Source organism: Hyphomicrobiales bacterium, from assembly GCA_002869065.1.
GTDB lineage: Bacteria > Pseudomonadota > Alphaproteobacteria > Rhizobiales > Rhodobiaceae > Rhodobium.
In genome coordinates this window covers 278,432-294,954 of record PKTR01000002.1, presented here as the reverse complement: position 1 = coordinate 294,954, position 16,523 = coordinate 278,432, and the positions used below count along the sequence as shown (strand labels likewise).

Genomic DNA, 16,523 nt, shown 5'->3' with positions numbered 1-16,523 from the left:
GTCATTCCACCGGACGCTTAACGGATCGTTAATTCGGCAAAACAAACGCCCGCGCGGGTGGGCGCGAGCGCTCGATCTTGAAGTCACGCTACTGGCCTGCGGCGTTCATTGCCGGCAATTGCGGCAAATACCGGGCGGCGCCCGTCAGGCGCCCATCACGCCACTGTCTGGCCGCGGGTGAACTGGCCCTGCGGACGGAACCGCTGCAGATAGGTCGGCAGAACGGCCGCCATGGTCGTGCCGGCGATACCGAGCCCGTCCAGCGTGCGCCTGTCGGCAATCGCCGCCTCGGAAACCACGTTGTCGCGGCCCAGCATGTCGACCTGATCGACGGTCAGCGGCGCCTTCGGCAGAAGCTGCAGGAAACGTGCCTGGAAACGGGCGAGGCCGAGCGGCAGATCGACGATCAGCCGCTTGCGATCGATGACTTCCAGCATCTGCTCGATGCAGGAACGGAAGCTGCGCACTTCCGGCCCGCCGAGTTCGTAGATCGCGCCGGCGTCCGTCTTGCCCTCAACCGCAAGCGCGGCCGCTTCGGCGACGTCGCCGACGAAGACCGGCTGGAACTTCGTCTCGCCGCCAACCAGCGGCAGAACCGGCGACATCTGCGCCATGGCGCCGAACCGGTTGAAGAAGTCGTCCTCGGGACCGAAGATGATCGACGGGCGCAGGATCACGGCTTCCGGGAAGGCGGCGAACACGCTCTCTTCGCCCTTCGCCTTCGAGCGGCCGTAGAGCGCCGGCGACTCGGCATCCGCGCCGATCGCCGAGATCTGCACCAGCGTTTTGACGCCGGCGGCCTTGGCGGCTTCGGCAACGTCGCGCGCGCCCTGCGCGTGCACCGACATGAAGCGCTGCTTGCCGCCCTCGGCGAGAATGCCGACCGCGTTGATCACCGCGTCCGACCCGGCAAGCGCCCGCTCGATCGAGGCCCGGTCGCGCAGATTGGCCTGCACCGGCATGATCTGACCGACCGCGCCGAGCGGCTGCAGATGCTGCGCAAGGTCGGGACGGCGGACCGCGGCGCGAATGCGCCAGCCGCGCCGCGCCAGCGCGCGCACGATGTGCCGCCCGACGAAACCCGAACCGCCGAAAATGGTGACCAGCTTGCCGTCTTGAGGATGCGCCATGACGAAGAGCTCCGTGGGATAGGGAGGACGCGGCCGCAGACGCCCGAACCCGCGGGGACGAACGACCGCCGTTGAGCGTTCTTAACCCCTCGCCGCGTGCCTGTACAGGTCATCGGGCGCGGTGGAGAAAAGAATGCGGCAGGAACACCGATTGAGTGATTGACAAGCCGCTTTTGCAGCCGTAAACGTCTCGGCCATTGCCCAGGTGGCGGAATTGGTAGACGCGCTAGCTTCAGGTGCTAGTGCTCGAAAGGGCGTGGAGGTTCGAGTCCTCTCCTGGGCACCATATTCCGGTTTCAGACAATCTACCAAGGTCCGAAACATCCGAAGAAGGTCCGGTTTTCCGGGCCTTTTTTCGTTTTGGCGGCCGGCTGATGTCCGGTGAGCCAGGGCGCGCCGATGTCGTCCGGGGCATCGTTGCAGAGCGGCGGCGTCGGTGCCGCGTCAGCCCGTTTCTTTCGTCGGCTCATATATGAGACGAACCGCGGCCCTCGTGCGCGGACGCTTCGGCAAGAGAGTAAGCCCCATCCCTCCGCGCGCCTGCGATACGTGTCGCGCCTCTCGCCGGCATGGCCTCGCAAAGGTCAGCGAAGATGCCTCTTAGACGAATAGACTACGACTAACAGCGTACGACCAAAAAGATGCTGCCGCCCTATGGCTGGCCGCCACATGCAATGCCGCCGGGGTCGCGCGGCTGCACGGGGGGGCGAAAACCGCAGCTCCGGCACCTTGCGGGGCGCAGCAAGCAGCATCCCGCAACGGCCTGGGCCTTCGCGATAACCGAATGCTCTTGCAGCCCTTTTTCCGCCACAAACGGAATCCGCCGTGGCTCCGGGGACAGCCGGAGCCGGACGTCTCCATGTGCCGTCGAGGGTCGGTTCGGCAGCCGTCGCGGAGCGCGTTTGCCGCCGTTCGGTTCAATTGGCGCGGAAGTCTTGAGAACAGTAGAATTCAAGCATATCCAAATTTTTGTTTGGCAGAGTCCGCGGGCAGGCGTCAGTGTTTGCCACATTCGAATGTATGAAACTGTGAATCTTGTTCGAAAATAGGTATGATCAATTTGTCGGCAGGGCCCGTGCGTTTGTTTGCGGGCGCCGCAAGGTGTGCAGCACAAATAAAGTCATGCAAAATCATCGTATATTAGCGGCTCGGAATAATATAGTTGACGTGGGGTAGAGCGCCGCGAAACCACCCCGGTTTTCGTTTGAACTCACCAAAAAAGTTTGTTACATGCAAACTCGGTAATGTATCTGGTGAAGAAAAAAAATGGACCTGTTGTACAGGTAAAGGGGGAGAGGCGTTTATGCTTGGAGTTCGTATCTTACGGGGCTGATTTTGTAGGGGTTTCCGCCCCACGCTATTCCTGTGAAGAAGCGAAACAAGCCTTTCGGCAATCCTTTTCCAAACCTTTGCTCCGCGGCAAATCGACTTGTTTCCGTCAAGGACGGTTCTGCTATGCATTCGATAACGCGTTTTAGGCGCGACCACGGCGGCAATCGGCAGCGTAATTAGACAGGAGATCAAGTTTGATGTTCACGATCAATCCCTTCTCCGAGCTTTCGGAGCTCATCCCGTCCACCATCCAGCAGATCTATGTGATCGCCATGGCGATCCTGGTCGTGGGTGGTACGGCGCTCGACGTCATGCACAAGGCGAGCGGTAAGTATTTCTCCGAGAACTGGAAGAAGTCGAAGAAGAACGCCGTCCGCAACGTCGGTTCGGGCGAAATGGTGGCCATGGCGGTCAAGACCGGCCTCGGCGAGGTTATGACCTCCTCCGAATTCGCCAATGTGCGTCGCCGGATTTCTCACCTCTTCACCATGTACGGGTTCATCCTCTTCATCGTGACCACCGTGATCATGGTATTCGTGTACGGTGGTGCGGACGCTTCGACCCCGGCCATCTGGCCGCTGCTGTGGCATCTCGGCGCCCTGTCGCTGTGCTTCGGCGGCTACTGGTTCTGGTTCGCCATCCGCGTCGACGTGTCGGCCGAGGGCAAGCCGTGGTACAAGCTGTGCCGCGCCGACATCTTCATCCTGTCGCTGCTGGCGACCGCGACCTTCGGTCTGATCTGGTCGTTCATGCAGTCGGTTGACGCCGGTGTCTGGGAGATCCTGTTCCTCGCCCTGTTCATCGTCGCCAGCACGGTGCTGTTCGGAACGGTCCTGTGGTCGAAGTTCGCGCATATGTTCTTCAAGCCGGCTGCCGCCTTCCAGAAGCGCGTCACCAAGGCCGACGGTTCCGCCGAGAACCTGCCGGTCCTGACCCGCGACGATCCGGAGCAGCGTGCCCGTCATTCCATGTCGCTCCTGGTGGATGCGCCGATGGATATGGGCCTTGGAATCAAGCGCGAAGCACCGCGTCACTACTAGTCACAACCGATAAGATTCTTGCGAACTGAGAAGGAGCCGAAGTATGCCAACTTTCGTCTATATGACGAGATGTGACGGCTGCGGACACTGCGTCGACATCTGTCCCTCGGACATCATGCACATCGACAAGACCTATCGGCGTGCATACAACATCGAGCCCAACATGTGCTGGGAGTGCTTCTCCTGCGTGAAGGCCTGCCCGCACCACGCCATCGACGTGCGCGGCTATGCCGACTTCGCGCCGCTCGGGCACAGCGTCCGCGTCGTCCGCGACGAGGAAAAGGGCACGATCGCCTGGCGGATCAAGTTCCGCAACGGCACGGAGAAGAACTTCCTCTCCCCGATCACGACCAAGCCGTGGGGCAAGGCTATCCCGCAGCTCAAGGACGTGCCGGCGCCGTCGAAGGAAATGCGTGACAGCCAGCTGCTGTACAACGAACCGAAGTATATCCGCCTGGATGAGGGTGGCTTGCACACCCTCGAATCCAATGGGCTGACGATGAAAGCGGGCGTGTATTACTGATGACTTACAAAACAATCATCGAAGACGACATCGACATCCTGGTCGTCGGCGCGGGCCTCGGTGGCACCGGCGCGGCCTGGGAAGCCAGGTTCTGGGGTCAGGACAAGAAAATCGTCATTGCCGAAAAGGCCAACATGGACCGCTCCGGTGCGGTCGCGCAGGGCCTTTACGCCATCAACTGCTACATGGGCACCCGCTGGGGCGAGAACAACCCGGAAGACCATGTGCGCTACGCCCGCATCGACCTGATGGGCATGGTTCGTGAAGACCTGGCGTTCGATATGGCGCGCCACGTCGACTCGACCGTCCACCAGTTCGAGGAGTGGGGCCTGCCGATCATGCGCAACCCGGAAACCGGCACGTATATGCGTGAAGGTCGCTGGCAGATCATGATCCACGGCGAGTCCTACAAGCCGATCGTGTCGGAAGCCGCCAAGAAGTCGGCCGACAAGGTGTTCAACCGCATCTGCGTCACCCACCTGCTGCTCGACGATGCCAAGGAAAACCGCATCGCCGGTGCCGTTGGCTTCAACGTGCGCACGGGCGACTATCACGTCTTCAAGTCCAAGACCGTGATCTGCGGCGCCGGTGGTGCCTCGAACATCTTCAAGCCGCGTTCGGTCGGTGAGGGCGCGGGCCGCGTCTGGTACGCGCCGTGGTCGTCGGGTTCCGCTTACGGTCTCATGATCGATGCCGGCGCCAAGATGACGCAGATGGAAAACCGTATCGTTCTGGCTCGCTTCAAGGACGGCTACGGCCCGGTCGGTGCGTACTTCCTGCACCTCAAGACCTACACGCAGAACGGCTACGGCGAGGAATACGAATCCAAGTGGTTCCCGGAACTGCAGAAGATGGTCGGCAAGGAATATCTGGATCCCGAAGCGTCGCACCTGACGCATCGCCCGATCCCGACCTGCCTGCGTAACCATGCCTTCATCAGCGAAGTGAATGCCGGCCGTGGCCCGATCCACATGGTCACCATGCATTCGTTCCAGGACCCGCATCTGGAAGAAGTGGGCTGGGAAAACTTCCTCGGCATGACCGTCGGCCAGGCCGTCCTGTGGGCCGCCACCGACGTCGATCCGAAGAACGAGAACCCGGAACTGACCACGTCCGAGCCCTATGTCATGGGTTCGCACGCGACCGGTTGCGGCGGCTGGGCCAGTGGTCCGGAAGACGTGTCTCCGCCGGAGTACTTCTGGGGCTACAACCGCATGATGACGATCGAAGGCCTGTTCGGGGCTGGCGACGCCGTCGGCGGCACGCCGCACGCCTTCTCGTCGGGCTCCTTCACCGAAGGTCGTCTCGCCGCCAAGGCCGCCTGCCAGTACATCGACGATGGCAAGGCGAACGGCATCAAGGTCTCCAACGAGCAGATCGAACGTCGCAAGAAAGAGATCTACCAGCCGCTCGAGCACTTCAAGGTGTACCGCAACGAGATCGTCGCGGGCAGCGTCAACCCGAACTACATCAACCCGCGTCAGGGCCTCGACCGTCTGCAGAAGCTGATGGACGAGTACTGCGGTGGTCAGAGTGTGAACTACATGACCAACGAGAAGCTCCTGAACATCGGCCTCAAGAAGATCAAGATCATGGAAGAGGATCTTGAGAAGCTGGCGGCCGAGGACATTCACGAGCTGCTGCGCGCCTGGGAACTGAAGCATCGCCTGCGCACGTCGGAATGCGTCATGCACCACACGCTGTTCCGCAAGGAAACGCGTTGGCCGGGTTACTACTACCGCGGCGACTACATGAAGCTCGACGACGAGAACTGGCACGTGCTGACGGTTTCGCGTCGCGATCCCAAGACCGGTGAGTACACCATGGAGAAGGCTCCGTGCTACCACCTGGTCGGCGACGCTGAAGAAAAGGCCGCTGCCGAATAACCCGGTGAGGGTTAGTTCAAGGACACCGGACAGGAGCTCTATCGGGCTTCTGTCCGGAGCGCGCTGACGGGAGCGGGTCTCCCATGCCGAAGGCGCCGAAATCGCCGCGACAGAGAAGCACGGAATGAACATAATCGACCACACTGACGACGAGATCACGGCCCTCGCGCATCCCTTGTGGGCTCACCTCGTCAAGTCGTCCAACGAGGGCAGCTACGGCGAATTCGTCAAGCGTTTCGCCCGCCAGCTGGCGCTCTCCGCCAACCAGGTCGAAGTTGGACATCAGTTCGCGAAAAGCGAGCTGGCGCGGAATCTGTCCGAGGATTACGACTATCTCGGCATCATCCGCCGCGGTGAACACGTGACGGTGCTCTATCGGCAACGGAGCACCAAGAAGGAGGGGGAGTGGCTTGGCAGGCTGGTCCTCGGTTACGAAGAGGGCGAAGTTCGTGTTTTCGCCGCGAGCATCTTCTGACCACTCCGATCCATCATTGTCGGCTGTGCGGATGATCGGTCCCGATCCTCATGACGCAGCGAAGCAAGAACGCAAGCAAGAGGTGAGACATGGCGAAGGTAGATCCCAAGGCCAAGGTTCCTGAAGGCAAGTCGCGCTTTCTGACGACCCGTCAGATGGAGCCGAACGAGAAGGGTTATGTCGGCTACGAGACCATCTGGGAGCCGATGCAGAAAGAAGTCCCCTACGAGACGCCGAAAAAGCCGTGACCTTGTCGCCGCGCGGCATTTCGGATCGCGCGGCCGCAATACCTGATACGGCGATACGCTGAGGGCCCCTTGATGCGGGCCCTCTTCGTGTTTAATAGGCATTCGCCTGACGCTCTTTCCCGCAAAGTTGACAGACTTTTCGGATAAGAAAACGCGTTACCCAATCGAACAAGGCATGGTGCGTGTTTCTGATTAAACACAGCATGCTTTGAATAACCGTCCGGCACGGCGACACGTTGCGCCGGTTTTGCCTTGCAGACGAAACGCCCGACAGATCGGAGTTGGAAATGGCCGAAACGATCCAGGACAGCAAGCTGGTCGAACTCACCTACACGATCACCGACAGCAAGACCGGTCATGTGCTCACCTCCGTGGAGTTCCCGCTCGGCTACGTGCACGGCCACAACGAGATCCTCGCGCCCGCAGTTCATGCGCAGCTGACCGGTCGCTCCGCCGGTGAGGTCATCGAGGTGCCGATCGACTGCAACGAGATCTATGGCCCGCGTGACGAGTCGCTGGTGTTCACCGATCTCCTCGAGAACGTGCCCGAGGAATACCGTGAAGTCGGCACCAGTATCCTGATGGAGAACGATCGCGGCGAAACCCGCAGTTTCCTCGTCACCCGCATTGACGAGACGACGCTCACCGTCGATGGCAACAATCCGCTGTGCGGCCGCGAGGTGATCTTCGCGCTCACCATCCTCACCGTCCGCGACGCGACCGAGGAAGAGATCGAGGCCGGCGGCCCGATCCGCAAGGAACCGGATCTCGGCGGCACCCGCACCATTCCGGTCTGACCGGCACTGTCCCGGCAAGGGCGGGTTTCATGGAACTGACTCTGGAATCGGCGTTTTCGCTCGGCGGCCTCGTTGGCCATCTGACCTATATTCTTCTCGTCGTTTCGATGCTGATGCGGCGGATGGTGTTGCTGCGCCTGTTCGTCATTCTTTCTGCGCTCTTCGCCATCACCTACGACGCGGTCTGGCTGAATGATCCCGTCGGCGTCTTCTGGGACACGCTGCTCGTCGTCGTCAATGTCGTCCAGCTTCTCATCACCTGGCACAAGAACCGCTCGGCACGCTTTTCCGACGAGGAGGGCGCCTTCATGGCTACCCGTTTCCCGGATCTGCGCCCTGCCGACCGGCGCCGCCTGCTCGATGCCGGCGTCTGGCTGCATGCCGACGAGGGAACCGTGCTGACCCGCGAGGGAGCCCCGGTTGAGCACCTTGCCTATCTCGCCGACGGACGCGCCACGGTGCTGGCCGGCGAGGTGCCGGTTGCGACCTGCGAGCCCGGCAGCCTGATTGGCGAAATCACCGTGCTGGAAGGGACGCCGGCAAACGCGACTGTCATCGTCTCGAAGCCGGCGCGTTTCTGGATGATCGAGGCGCAGCATCTACGCGATATGGTCGCCAACCGTCCCGAGATTGGCCGTGTCATCGAGAACAGCATCGCGCGGGCGATCGGCGACAAGCTGGTGCGTTCCAATGCCTCGCTGAAGGAAAACGGCTCGCGGGCCTAGACGGGTGCGCTATGCGAGGCGCCCGCACGGGCTGAGATTTCGCATTCGCGGTCGCCGGCGCGGAAACGCACCGAATGGGCCATGAACCATTGCTCGGGGTGCGCGCGCACCAGCGGTTCGAAATAGTCGGAGAACCAGCGGATCGTCCGCTCGATTCGCTCGCTTCGGCTGGCGCCGTCGAGCGGCTCGATCGCCGTTCCGAACGTTACCCGGAACCGGCCGTCGTTCTCCCGCAGATTGTGGACGGGAACCAGCAGGCCATCCACGGAAAGCGCCAGTTTCACGGCTTTTACCGCGTTGGAACGGGTCGGCACCGGACGCCCGAACAGCGGCAGATGGATCTGGTTGTCGGCCACGTCGTCGATAAAGATGAGCGCATTCTCGCCGTCATGAATGTGGCGCATCAGATAGACCGCTGACGCCTGGCCGGGCGGCAGACAGACGCCATCATAACGGCGGCGAACGATGTCGAGCACCTTGTTCTCGAAACGGTTCGGTTGCGGCTGGTAGATGCCGAGGCCATGAACGCCGAGCTTGCCGACCAGCAGCAGATCTCCGAGCAGTTCGAAATTGCCGAGATGGACCGAAACGAAGATCAACGGGCGGCCGCTGGCGCGCGCTGCCTCGAGATGTTCGCGCCCCTCGACCGCCACCAGGCCACGGTCGTAGAGCCGGTCGACATGGGAGTAGTCGGCATAGGTGCGGCCGACCGATTGCCACCATTCTGTGGAGATTGCGGCAAGGCGCGCCGGGTCGTGGTCGAGCTCGGGATCGATCCGCAGGAAGACGCGCTTGAAATAGGCCTCGATATCGTCGTCTTCGATCAGCTTGCGCACAACGCGGCCTCCGAACGCACCGAACTTCGACGCAGTCTTCGGCAGCACCAGCCGAAACAGGAAATGCATGGCAAGACCGATGCCGCCGAGAAGCGGATCAAGCAGCCAGTAGCGCAGGAAGGCTTTTCTGCCCCGACTGTCGCTAAACAGTGTCGTGAGCGGCGGCCCGACCGGTTTCGGAGCCCGCGGGGCGTCCGGAAATCGCTTCGTCGACATGAGCGGTGAATTCCTAGGAAGGCGTCGGCGCCGCCGCCGGTTCGGCACGGCGGTGGACCGTCATCGGCAGGGATTCACCCGGGCGCAGGGTCAACCGGCAGACGGCTTCCACCTCGGCGCTCGGCGAAAGCTTGAGGTCGACCTTCTGCGCCAGCACCGCAAGGCAGATGATGGCCTCGGTCAGTCCGAAGGTAAGGCCGGCACAGACGCGGGGACCGGTCGAGAACGGAACATAGGCGTATTTCGACGGCGCCGGGCCGGAATCTGGCAGAAAGCGTTCCGGCACGAAATTGTCCGGTTTTTTCCAGAGCTTCGGATTTCGCTGCAACAGCCAGGGGCAAACAAGCACGATGGTGCCTTTCTCGACCTTGTGGCTGCCGATCGTCTCGTCGCTCGAGGCTTCGCGCGCCAGCATGGGCACCGGCGGATAAAGCCGCAGCACTTCCTCGATGATCGCGCGGGTGTAGGGCAGGTTCTTGACGTCTTCGAGCGTCGGCACGCGCCCCGCGAGCACCTCGTCGAGCTCGGCGTGCAGCCGCTCGCGCGCCCAGTCGGCCTGCGAGAGAATGTACCAGGCCCAGGACAGCGTGTTGGCCGTGGTCTCGTAGCCGGCCATGAAGATCACGGCGGCCTCGTTGCGGATCGCCGCCCGGCTGAGCGGCTTGCCGTCTTCGTCGCGTGCCGCGATCAGCGTCGAGACGACGGAATTCTCGTTGCCCGCCTCGTGCTCCTTGGTGCGCGAGATCACATCCTCGAGCACCGCCAGCACCCGGTTCTTCGCGCGGCGGACCCGCAGACCGCGCGGCCGCGGCAGCCAGTCGGGAATCTTCAGAAGCGACATGATATCGGTTTGGTCGACATGCTTCTGGTAGTGAAAGAAGCCGTCGACGATCTCGTCGCCATGTTCCGCGTCGAGCTGCTTGCCGAACACCGAGCGACAGATGATCTCCGCCGTCAGCTTGGCCATTTCCGACATCACGTCGATTTCCGTGCCGTCTCCCGCCGCCAGCCATGCCTCGCGCCGTTCCATCGCGGCCTCGATCATTGTCGGCGCGAACTCCGACAGGCGGTTGGTATGGATGATCGGCGCGACGATCTTGCGCCGCTGGCTCCAGACATCGCCGTCGCTGATGAACAACCCGTCGCCGAGCAACGGATGCAACGCATGGCGCATCTGCGGGCTCTTGCGCTGATAGACCGAATGCTTCTGGCCGAAGGCTTCCTTGATCAGGGCGGGCGAATTGACCAGCACCATCGGGCGCCGCAGCACCTGGCCGCTCAGAAAGTCCTTGTCGTATGCGGTTCTTGGAAAGACGGCGAGGAAGTTCTTCCGGGCGACCTTGATCAGCCGCCGCAGGGGGACCCATTTCTCAGCCCGCGGCGGATAGGGAGGTACGAATTCGTTCATGGTGACTTTCTGCGAAAGACCGCGCGCGTTGCGTCGGTCAGCTTCGCTTACCTGAAACAGCACCCGCTACTGAGTCAAGCAATCGTGAACGCGCGAAGACGCGATGACGCTAGGAAGGAATCCCGCTACACTCACACGAGGGGCGCGATGGCAGAGCAGGCAGGGTGATCCAGAATGCATTTTCTGCGGGTTTTCAATACACTTGTGGCGGTGGCCTGTGGCCTTGCCGTGGTCTCGTTCTCCGGCGCCGCGCTGGCCGCCAAATGCGGCAATACCAGCGCCGGCTTCCCGGCCTGGGTCAAGGAGTTCCGCAAGGAAGCCGCCCGCAACGGCATCAAGGAGCGGACGCTTCGCCAGACGCTCGACAACGTCACCTATGCGACGAAGACCATCCGTCTCGACCGCAGCCAGCGCAGCTTCAAGCTGTCGCTGAACCAGTTCATGCAGAAGCGCGGCGCGAGCGGCATCATCGCCAAAGGCAAGCGACTGAAGGCACAGAACGCCCGCCTTTTTGCCGGTATCGAGCGGCGCTACGGCGTCCCGCCCGGAGTATTGATCGCGATCTGGGGCATGGAAACAGGCTTCGGCGCCTTTTCGGGCAACCAGGATGCCATCTCCGCGCTGGCGACGCTTTCCTATGATTGCCGCCGCTCCGCCTTCTTCACCCGCGAGCTCTACGCGGCGCTCGAGATCATCCAGCGCGGCGAGTTGAGCCGCAGCCAGATGCGCGGCGCCGGCCACGGCGAACTCGGCCAGACCCAGTTCCTGCCGGCGAATTACCTGCGCTACGGCGTTGACGGCGACGGCAACGGCCGCCGCGACCTGATCGGTTCCCGCGCAGACGCGCTCGCCTCGACGGCGAACTTCCTCAAGGCTCATGGCTGGAGGGCCGGCGGCGGCTATCAGCCCGGCCAGACCAACTTCCGCGCCATCCAGGCCTGGAACGCCGCTGGCGTCTATCAGAAGGCGATTGCCATCATCGGCGCCAAGATCGACGAGTAGCATGGTTTGCAGGTTGGGAGAGGGGGCAGCCGTCTATTCTTCGGGCGGCCGCAGCCATTTCTGCAGCACCGTGCGCGGTGCCGTTTCGTAGCCGAGATGCTCGTAACAGGAAATGACGGCGGTGTTGGTCGGGCGCACCAGAAGCATCGCCTTGACCACGCAGCGCTCCTCCAGCCAGGCCTCACCGGCCTCGATCATCTGCCGCCCGAACCCGCGTCCGCGCCAGGCATCGTCGACGGCGACGTAATAGAGCCAGCCGCGGTGGCCGTCATGACCGACCATGACCGAGGCAACGACCGTGTCGTCAAGCGTGCCCGCCAGCACATCGGAGCCCGGTTTGGCCGCCGCGAAATCGAAGTCGGCGCCGCCGTCATTGTACGGCATCATCAGTCCGCAACTCAGCCACAGCGCGACGATGGCGTCGCGCTGATCGGTCGTGGCCGGAGCGATGGTCAGAGTGGCGCTTGCGGCCGGATCGGCCGGTCTTGAGGTCGTCATGGCGGGCTTTCCGGTCTGCTGACGGATTGTTGACGAGCGAAACGCGACGAAAGCCGGCTTTGTCGCAGGCTCCCGCGAGAATCGCGGCCGGCTTTCCTCTACACTTTGCACTGATTCGGAATACAGGAGACGACGCCCATGAAACGGCTGTTCGTTGCCCTTGGCGCGATCATAGTCCTGCTGCTGGCAGCCGTTCTGGCCGTGCCGTTCTTCGTGTCCGAGCAGACGGTCAAGAAGCAGATCATTTCCCAGATCGAGGAAACCGCCGGCTGGCGCCTGCGCATCGACGGGCCGATCAGCATTTCCGCGCTGCCTTTCCTCAAGATGTCGGCGCAGGATATCGGCCTTTCGGGAGCCGCCGGCGCCGACGGCATCGAGTTCGCGAGCGCGCGCGAGGTCCGCTTCGGTCTCGGGCTGTTGCCGCTTCTATCGGGCAAGGTGCGCGTCACCGGCGTCACCCTGATCGAACCCAACATTTTCCTCGAGGTCGACAAGACCGGCCGCACCTCCTGGGCGCCTCGCGCCACGCTGCAATCCGCTGCTCCGCAGGACACCGCCGACGACGCGGCGGGTGGCTCCGCCGTTCAAAGCCTTGCCGCCAACAGCACGCTCCGCCGCCTACGCTTCGGCAAGCTGCGCATCCGCGACGGCCTTGCCGTGTGGGACGACCAGCGCAGCGGTCAGCTGGTCTCGGTCAAGAACATCAACATCACGGTGAGCATGCCCTCGCTCAATTCCGCGCTCGACGTCGAGGGCAAGGTCGTCTGGAACGATCTGACCGTGGCGTTCGAATCGAACGTCGCCGCGCCGCTGGCGCTGGCCGATGGCGGCGAAAGCGATCTCTCGCTGTCGCTGTCCGCGGCCGGCAATGAGGCGACCCTTGAAGGCACGTTGCGCCAGCAGCCGGCGCTCGCCTTTGCCGGAACCATCGAGGCATCGGCACCCGCCATCAGAAAGCTGCTGAAGCAGATGGGCCAGAAGGTCGCCGGCCTGAAGGGCTTCGAGGATGTCTCGCTTGCCGCCAGGCTTTCCTATCGGCCGCAGGGTGCGGCGGTCGACGACCTGAAACTCGGCTTCGACGACAGCACGCTGACCGGCCGCCTTGCCGTCGCGCTCGATGGACCGCGCCCGGCGCTCTCCGGCAAGCTCGCGCTCGACCGGATCGACTTCGAGCGCTATCGCGGCAAGCGCGAGGCCGCGCGCAAGGAGAAGGAAAAGACGGCGGCCGAGGGACCGCCCGACGTCGCCATCGACCTTTCGCCGCTGAAGGCCGCCGACGCGGATCTGGCGATCGAGATCGGCGCGATGACGGGCAGCGACGTCAATCTCGGCAAGGTCGCCACCGATATCAAGCTGAAGAACGGTCGCCTCGACCTGCTCGTCAACGAAGCCGCGGTGCTTGGTGGCCGGGTGGCGATGGCACTGACGGCGGATGGCAGCGGCAAGGTTCCTGCCTTTGCCGGGCGGCTGCGCTCGAGCGGCCTGTCGCTGAAGGCCATTGCCGCGCTCGCCGGTGAACAACGGCCGATCACCGGCGAGATCGGCTCGGATCTGACCTTCAAGACCGAGGGCGCCACCTCGGTTGCCGTCAGCGACGCGCTGGTGCTCGCCGGCAAGGCAAGCCTCAGGGACGGCAGCGTCGGCGGCCTCGACCTCGCCGATGCCTTCGGCGGCGACAAGAAGGCGAACAGGATCGACGGCATCACCATGGACGCGACCATTGCCGGCCTCGGTAAACCGGTCGACGTGACCGGTGCCCTGAACTGGCGGGGCGAGCGGTTCCGCATCGCTGCCGATGCTTCGCCCGCAGCCCTTGCCGCCGGCAATCCGAGCCCGGTTTCGGCGAGCGTGTCATCGAACCGGCTGTCGGTCGGCTTTGAGGGCAAGGCGTCTGCCGGCGGACGGGTCAACGGTGCTGTCAAGCTGTCGACGCCGTCGGTGCGCAAGCTGGCCGCCTGGCTCGGCAATCCGCTGCCGCCGGGCAAGGGGCTCGAGAAATTCAGCTTCTCGGGCAATCTGAAGCTGACGAAGCGCGCGGTTGCTTTTTCCAATGCGACGCTGTCGCTCGACGACACCTCGGGCAAGGGCTCGGGCAAGCTGGTGTTCGGCGACAAGCGGCCGTCGCTGACCGCGAAACTCGCCCTCGACGTTCTCACCCTCGATCCCTATCTCGGCAAATCCGGCAAGGGCTCGGGTGGCGGCGGGGCCGCGAAACGAGGCTGGAGCCGCGAGAAGATCGACTTCTCCGGCCTGCGTGCCGCCGACGCCGATCTGACCCTGTCGACCAAGGGCATCCGCTGGGATGAGATCAAGATCGGCCCCTCGAAGCTGTCGGTGAAACTGGCCGCCGGCACGCTCACCGCCAACCTCGAAAAGCTGAGCCTCTACAAGGGCACCGGCACCGGCAAGCTGACCCTCGACGGATCGGGTAAGGCCGCGGCGGTCAACGCGAAGTTCGACCTCGACAAGCTCTCGGCCTATCCGTTCCTGCGCGACGCCGCCGATTTCGAATGGCTGGAAGGCAGCGGCAATCTCTCCGTCTCCCTGACGACAGCCGGCGCCAGCCAGTACGATTTCGTCAATGCGCTCGATGGCAATGCGCGCATGGATTTCCGCGATGGCGCGGTGCGCGGCATCAACATCGCTCAGATGATGCGCGGTCTCTCCGCCGACGTGTTGCTCGGCTGGCAGGAGAACAAATCGGCGAAGACCGACTTCAGCAGCTTTGTCGTGGCCTTCGACATCAAGGACGGCATCGCCAGCGGCAAGAAGTTCCGCATGGTCGGCCCGCTCGTTCGAGTTGGCGGCGACGGTACCATCGACATGCCCAAACAGCGCCTGAAATGGAAGGTCGACCCGAAGGTCGTGCCGAGTCTCGAAGGCCAGAAGGCGGGCAAGAAGAAAAAGAACAAGAACGACGGCAAGATGGTCGGGCTCGGCGTGCCGATCATCATCGAGGGACCGTGGGCCAATCCGAAAATCTATCCCGATATCGAGGGCATCTTGAGCAATCCGCAGGCGGCTTTTTCCAAGCTGAAGAGCCTCGGCGGCGGATTGCTTGATGGCGATGCCGGCGACACTGTCGAGAAACTGCTCGACGGCAAGGGTGGCGCCGGCGCTGTCGGTGACCTGCTCGGCGGTGGCAAGAAGGGCGGCGGCCTTGGACAGCTTACCGACAGCCTCGGCCTCGGCGGCAACCAGAAGCAGAAAGCCGGCGGCAAGAACGGCAAGGGCAACAACAAGAAAAACAACAAGAAGAAAAATCAGCAGCCGTCGGGTAACAGCCTGCTCGACGGATTGCTGTCCAACTAATCCGCCAATACGTCAGCCCTCGCGAACCGGCCAGAAGTATGGAGTATGCCGATATGCGTCTGATCCCGACATCGATGTCCTTGCGTGCCCGCCTGGCGGTGCTGTGCTCGGCGATCCTGCTTGGCTGCGCGATGCCGGCCGGTGCGAATGACTCCTCGGCGACGCTCGGCGCCGGCGGGTTACGGTTCATCAGCCAGCCGGATGTGGTGATGGAGGCGGAGAGCCTGACCCTGACACCGGGGCTCGTGACCGTGCGCTATGTCTTCCGCAATGTCTCCAGGGACGACGTGAAAACCCTCGTCGCCTTTCCGCTGCCCGGCATCGGCGCGGTCGACGATTTCAACACCGTCATCCTGCCGGTGAAGGACGATCCGGTCGATTTCGTCGGCATGAAGACGCTGGTCGATGGCGAGCCGGTCAAGATGCAGGTCGAGCAGCGCGCGCGGGCGCTCGGCATCGACCGCACGGAGATGCTGGTCGATCTCGGCGTTCCGATCACGCCATATCTGGCCAGGACCCGCGCCGCAATCGGTGCCCTCGACGAGGCGAAACGGGCCGAACTCACCTCGCTCGGCCTGCTGTCGAAGGCCTTTGGCGGCACCCAGCCGGGCTGGAAGCTGTTCACGACCTTCTACTGGCTGCAGACTTTCCCGGCCGGCCAGGAAGTCATCATCGAGCACAGCTACCGCCCGGTCGTCGGCACCACGTTGTCGCCGCCGGTCGGCCTGTTGGTCAACGAGCCCGAAACCGTTGCGGCCGCCCGCAAGACCTATTGCATCGATGATGCCATGATGGCCGACATCGACAAGCGGATCGGTGCCGAGGGCAAGCCCGGCGAGTACACCTATTTCGGCCAGGAACTCGAATATATCCTGAAGACAGGCGACAACTGGTCGGGCCCGATCCGCAAGTTCCACCTCGTGGTCGAAGCCGACAAGCCGAGCGACTTCGCGTTCTTCTGCCTCGACGGGCTGCAGCGCCGCTCGCCGACGCGGCTCGAAATGCAGGCCGACAGCTTCCGTCCCTGGCGCAATCTCAAGGTTCTGTTCCTCGACGCCCACAAGCTTGAGAATTGACCGGCCGGCGAGACCAAAG

13 protein-coding genes and 1 tRNA gene are annotated in these 16,523 nt (G+C 63.0%); 10 read left to right on the top strand and 4 right to left on the bottom strand.

Translation table 11 applies throughout. The features are described 5' to 3' along the window. Positions 1 to 155 precede the first annotated feature (155 nt). The gene (locus C0606_05100) at positions 156 to 1,130 is read right to left on the bottom strand and encodes a complex I NDUFA9 subunit family protein (protein ID PLX37663.1); all 975 of its coding nucleotides are present in this window, start codon (positions 1,128 to 1,130) and stop codon (positions 156 to 158) included. 199 nt (positions 1,131 to 1,329) lie between these two features. On the opposite strand from C0606_05100, the gene C0606_05095 reads away from it, so the two are divergent. The 7 genes from C0606_05095 (at position 1,330) to C0606_05065 (ending at position 8,156) form a co-directional block, all read left to right on the top strand. Next, positions 1,330 to 1,416: transfer RNA gene (locus C0606_05095), tRNA-Leu, on the top strand. A gap of 1,243 nt (positions 1,417 to 2,659) precedes the next feature. Then, positions 2,660 to 3,502 (top strand): adenylyl-sulfate reductase, encoded by an 843-nt coding sequence (locus C0606_05090; protein PLX37662.1) that lies wholly within the window; start codon positions 2,660 to 2,662, stop codon positions 3,500 to 3,502. Between the two features lie 43 nt (positions 3,503 to 3,545). Continuing rightward, positions 3,546 to 4,025: an adenylyl-sulfate reductase subunit beta gene (gene aprB, locus C0606_05085; GenBank protein ID PLX37661.1), complete on the top strand. Its 480-nt coding sequence runs from the start codon at positions 3,546 to 3,548 to the stop codon at positions 4,023 to 4,025. Continuing rightward, positions 4,025 to 5,911 (top strand): adenylyl-sulfate reductase subunit alpha, encoded by a 1,887-nt coding sequence (aprA, locus tag C0606_05080; protein PLX37660.1) that lies wholly within the window; start codon positions 4,025 to 4,027, stop codon positions 5,909 to 5,911. The genes aprB and aprA overlap by 1 nt, the downstream gene beginning before the upstream one ends. A 124-nt stretch (positions 5,912 to 6,035) precedes the next feature. After that, positions 6,036 to 6,386, top strand: a complete 351-nt coding sequence (locus C0606_05075; GenBank protein PLX37659.1) for a hypothetical protein — start codon at positions 6,036 to 6,038, stop codon at positions 6,384 to 6,386. Positions 6,387 to 6,921: 535 nt separating this feature from the next. After that, the gene (locus tag C0606_05070; protein PLX37658.1) at positions 6,922 to 7,431 is read left to right on the top strand and encodes a peptidylprolyl isomerase; all 510 of its coding nucleotides are present in this window, start codon (positions 6,922 to 6,924) and stop codon (positions 7,429 to 7,431) included. A 29-nt stretch (positions 7,432 to 7,460) separates the two neighbouring features. Further along, on the top strand, positions 7,461 to 8,156 hold the full coding sequence (locus tag C0606_05065; GenBank protein ID PLX37657.1) for a cyclic nucleotide-binding domain-containing protein: 696 nt from the start codon (positions 7,461 to 7,463) through the stop codon (positions 8,154 to 8,156). On the opposite strand, the gene C0606_05060 is transcribed toward C0606_05065, so the two are convergent. Together C0606_05060 and C0606_05055 are read right to left on the bottom strand one after the other, a co-directional pair. Further along, complete coding sequence (locus tag C0606_05060; protein PLX37656.1) at positions 8,153 to 9,208, bottom strand: hypothetical protein; 1,056 nt, start codon at positions 9,206 to 9,208, stop codon at positions 8,153 to 8,155. The two genes, C0606_05065 and C0606_05060, sit on opposite strands and share 4 nt — an antisense overlap. A gap of 13 nt (positions 9,209 to 9,221) precedes the next feature. Then, on the bottom strand, positions 9,222 to 10,616 hold the full coding sequence (locus tag C0606_05055) for a cytochrome P450 (GenBank protein ID PLX37655.1): 1,395 nt from the start codon (positions 10,614 to 10,616) through the stop codon (positions 9,222 to 9,224). 174 nt (positions 10,617 to 10,790) lie between these two features. Between C0606_05055 and C0606_05050 the strand changes: the two genes are divergently transcribed. Next, complete coding sequence (locus tag C0606_05050; protein ID PLX37654.1) at positions 10,791 to 11,618, top strand: murein transglycosylase; 828 nt, start codon at positions 10,791 to 10,793, stop codon at positions 11,616 to 11,618. 33 nt (positions 11,619 to 11,651) lie between these two features. Here the strand turns inward: C0606_05050 and C0606_05045 are convergent, their stop codons facing one another. Next, entirely contained in the window at positions 11,652 to 12,116 is a 465-nt protein-coding gene (locus C0606_05045; GenBank protein ID PLX37653.1) for a GNAT family acetyltransferase, read from the bottom strand. Between the two features lie 138 nt (positions 12,117 to 12,254). Between C0606_05045 and C0606_05040 the strand changes: the two genes are divergently transcribed. Both C0606_05040 and C0606_05035 read left to right on the top strand, forming a co-directional pair. Further along, positions 12,255 to 15,428, top strand: coding sequence for a hypothetical protein (locus tag C0606_05040; GenBank protein PLX37652.1), 3,174 nt, complete (start codon positions 12,255 to 12,257; stop codon positions 15,426 to 15,428). Between the two features lie 38 nt (positions 15,429 to 15,466). Beyond that, positions 15,467 to 16,504: a hypothetical protein gene (locus C0606_05035; GenBank protein ID PLX37651.1), complete on the top strand. Its 1,038-nt coding sequence runs from the start codon at positions 15,467 to 15,469 to the stop codon at positions 16,502 to 16,504. Positions 16,505 to 16,523: the final 19 nt, after the last annotated feature.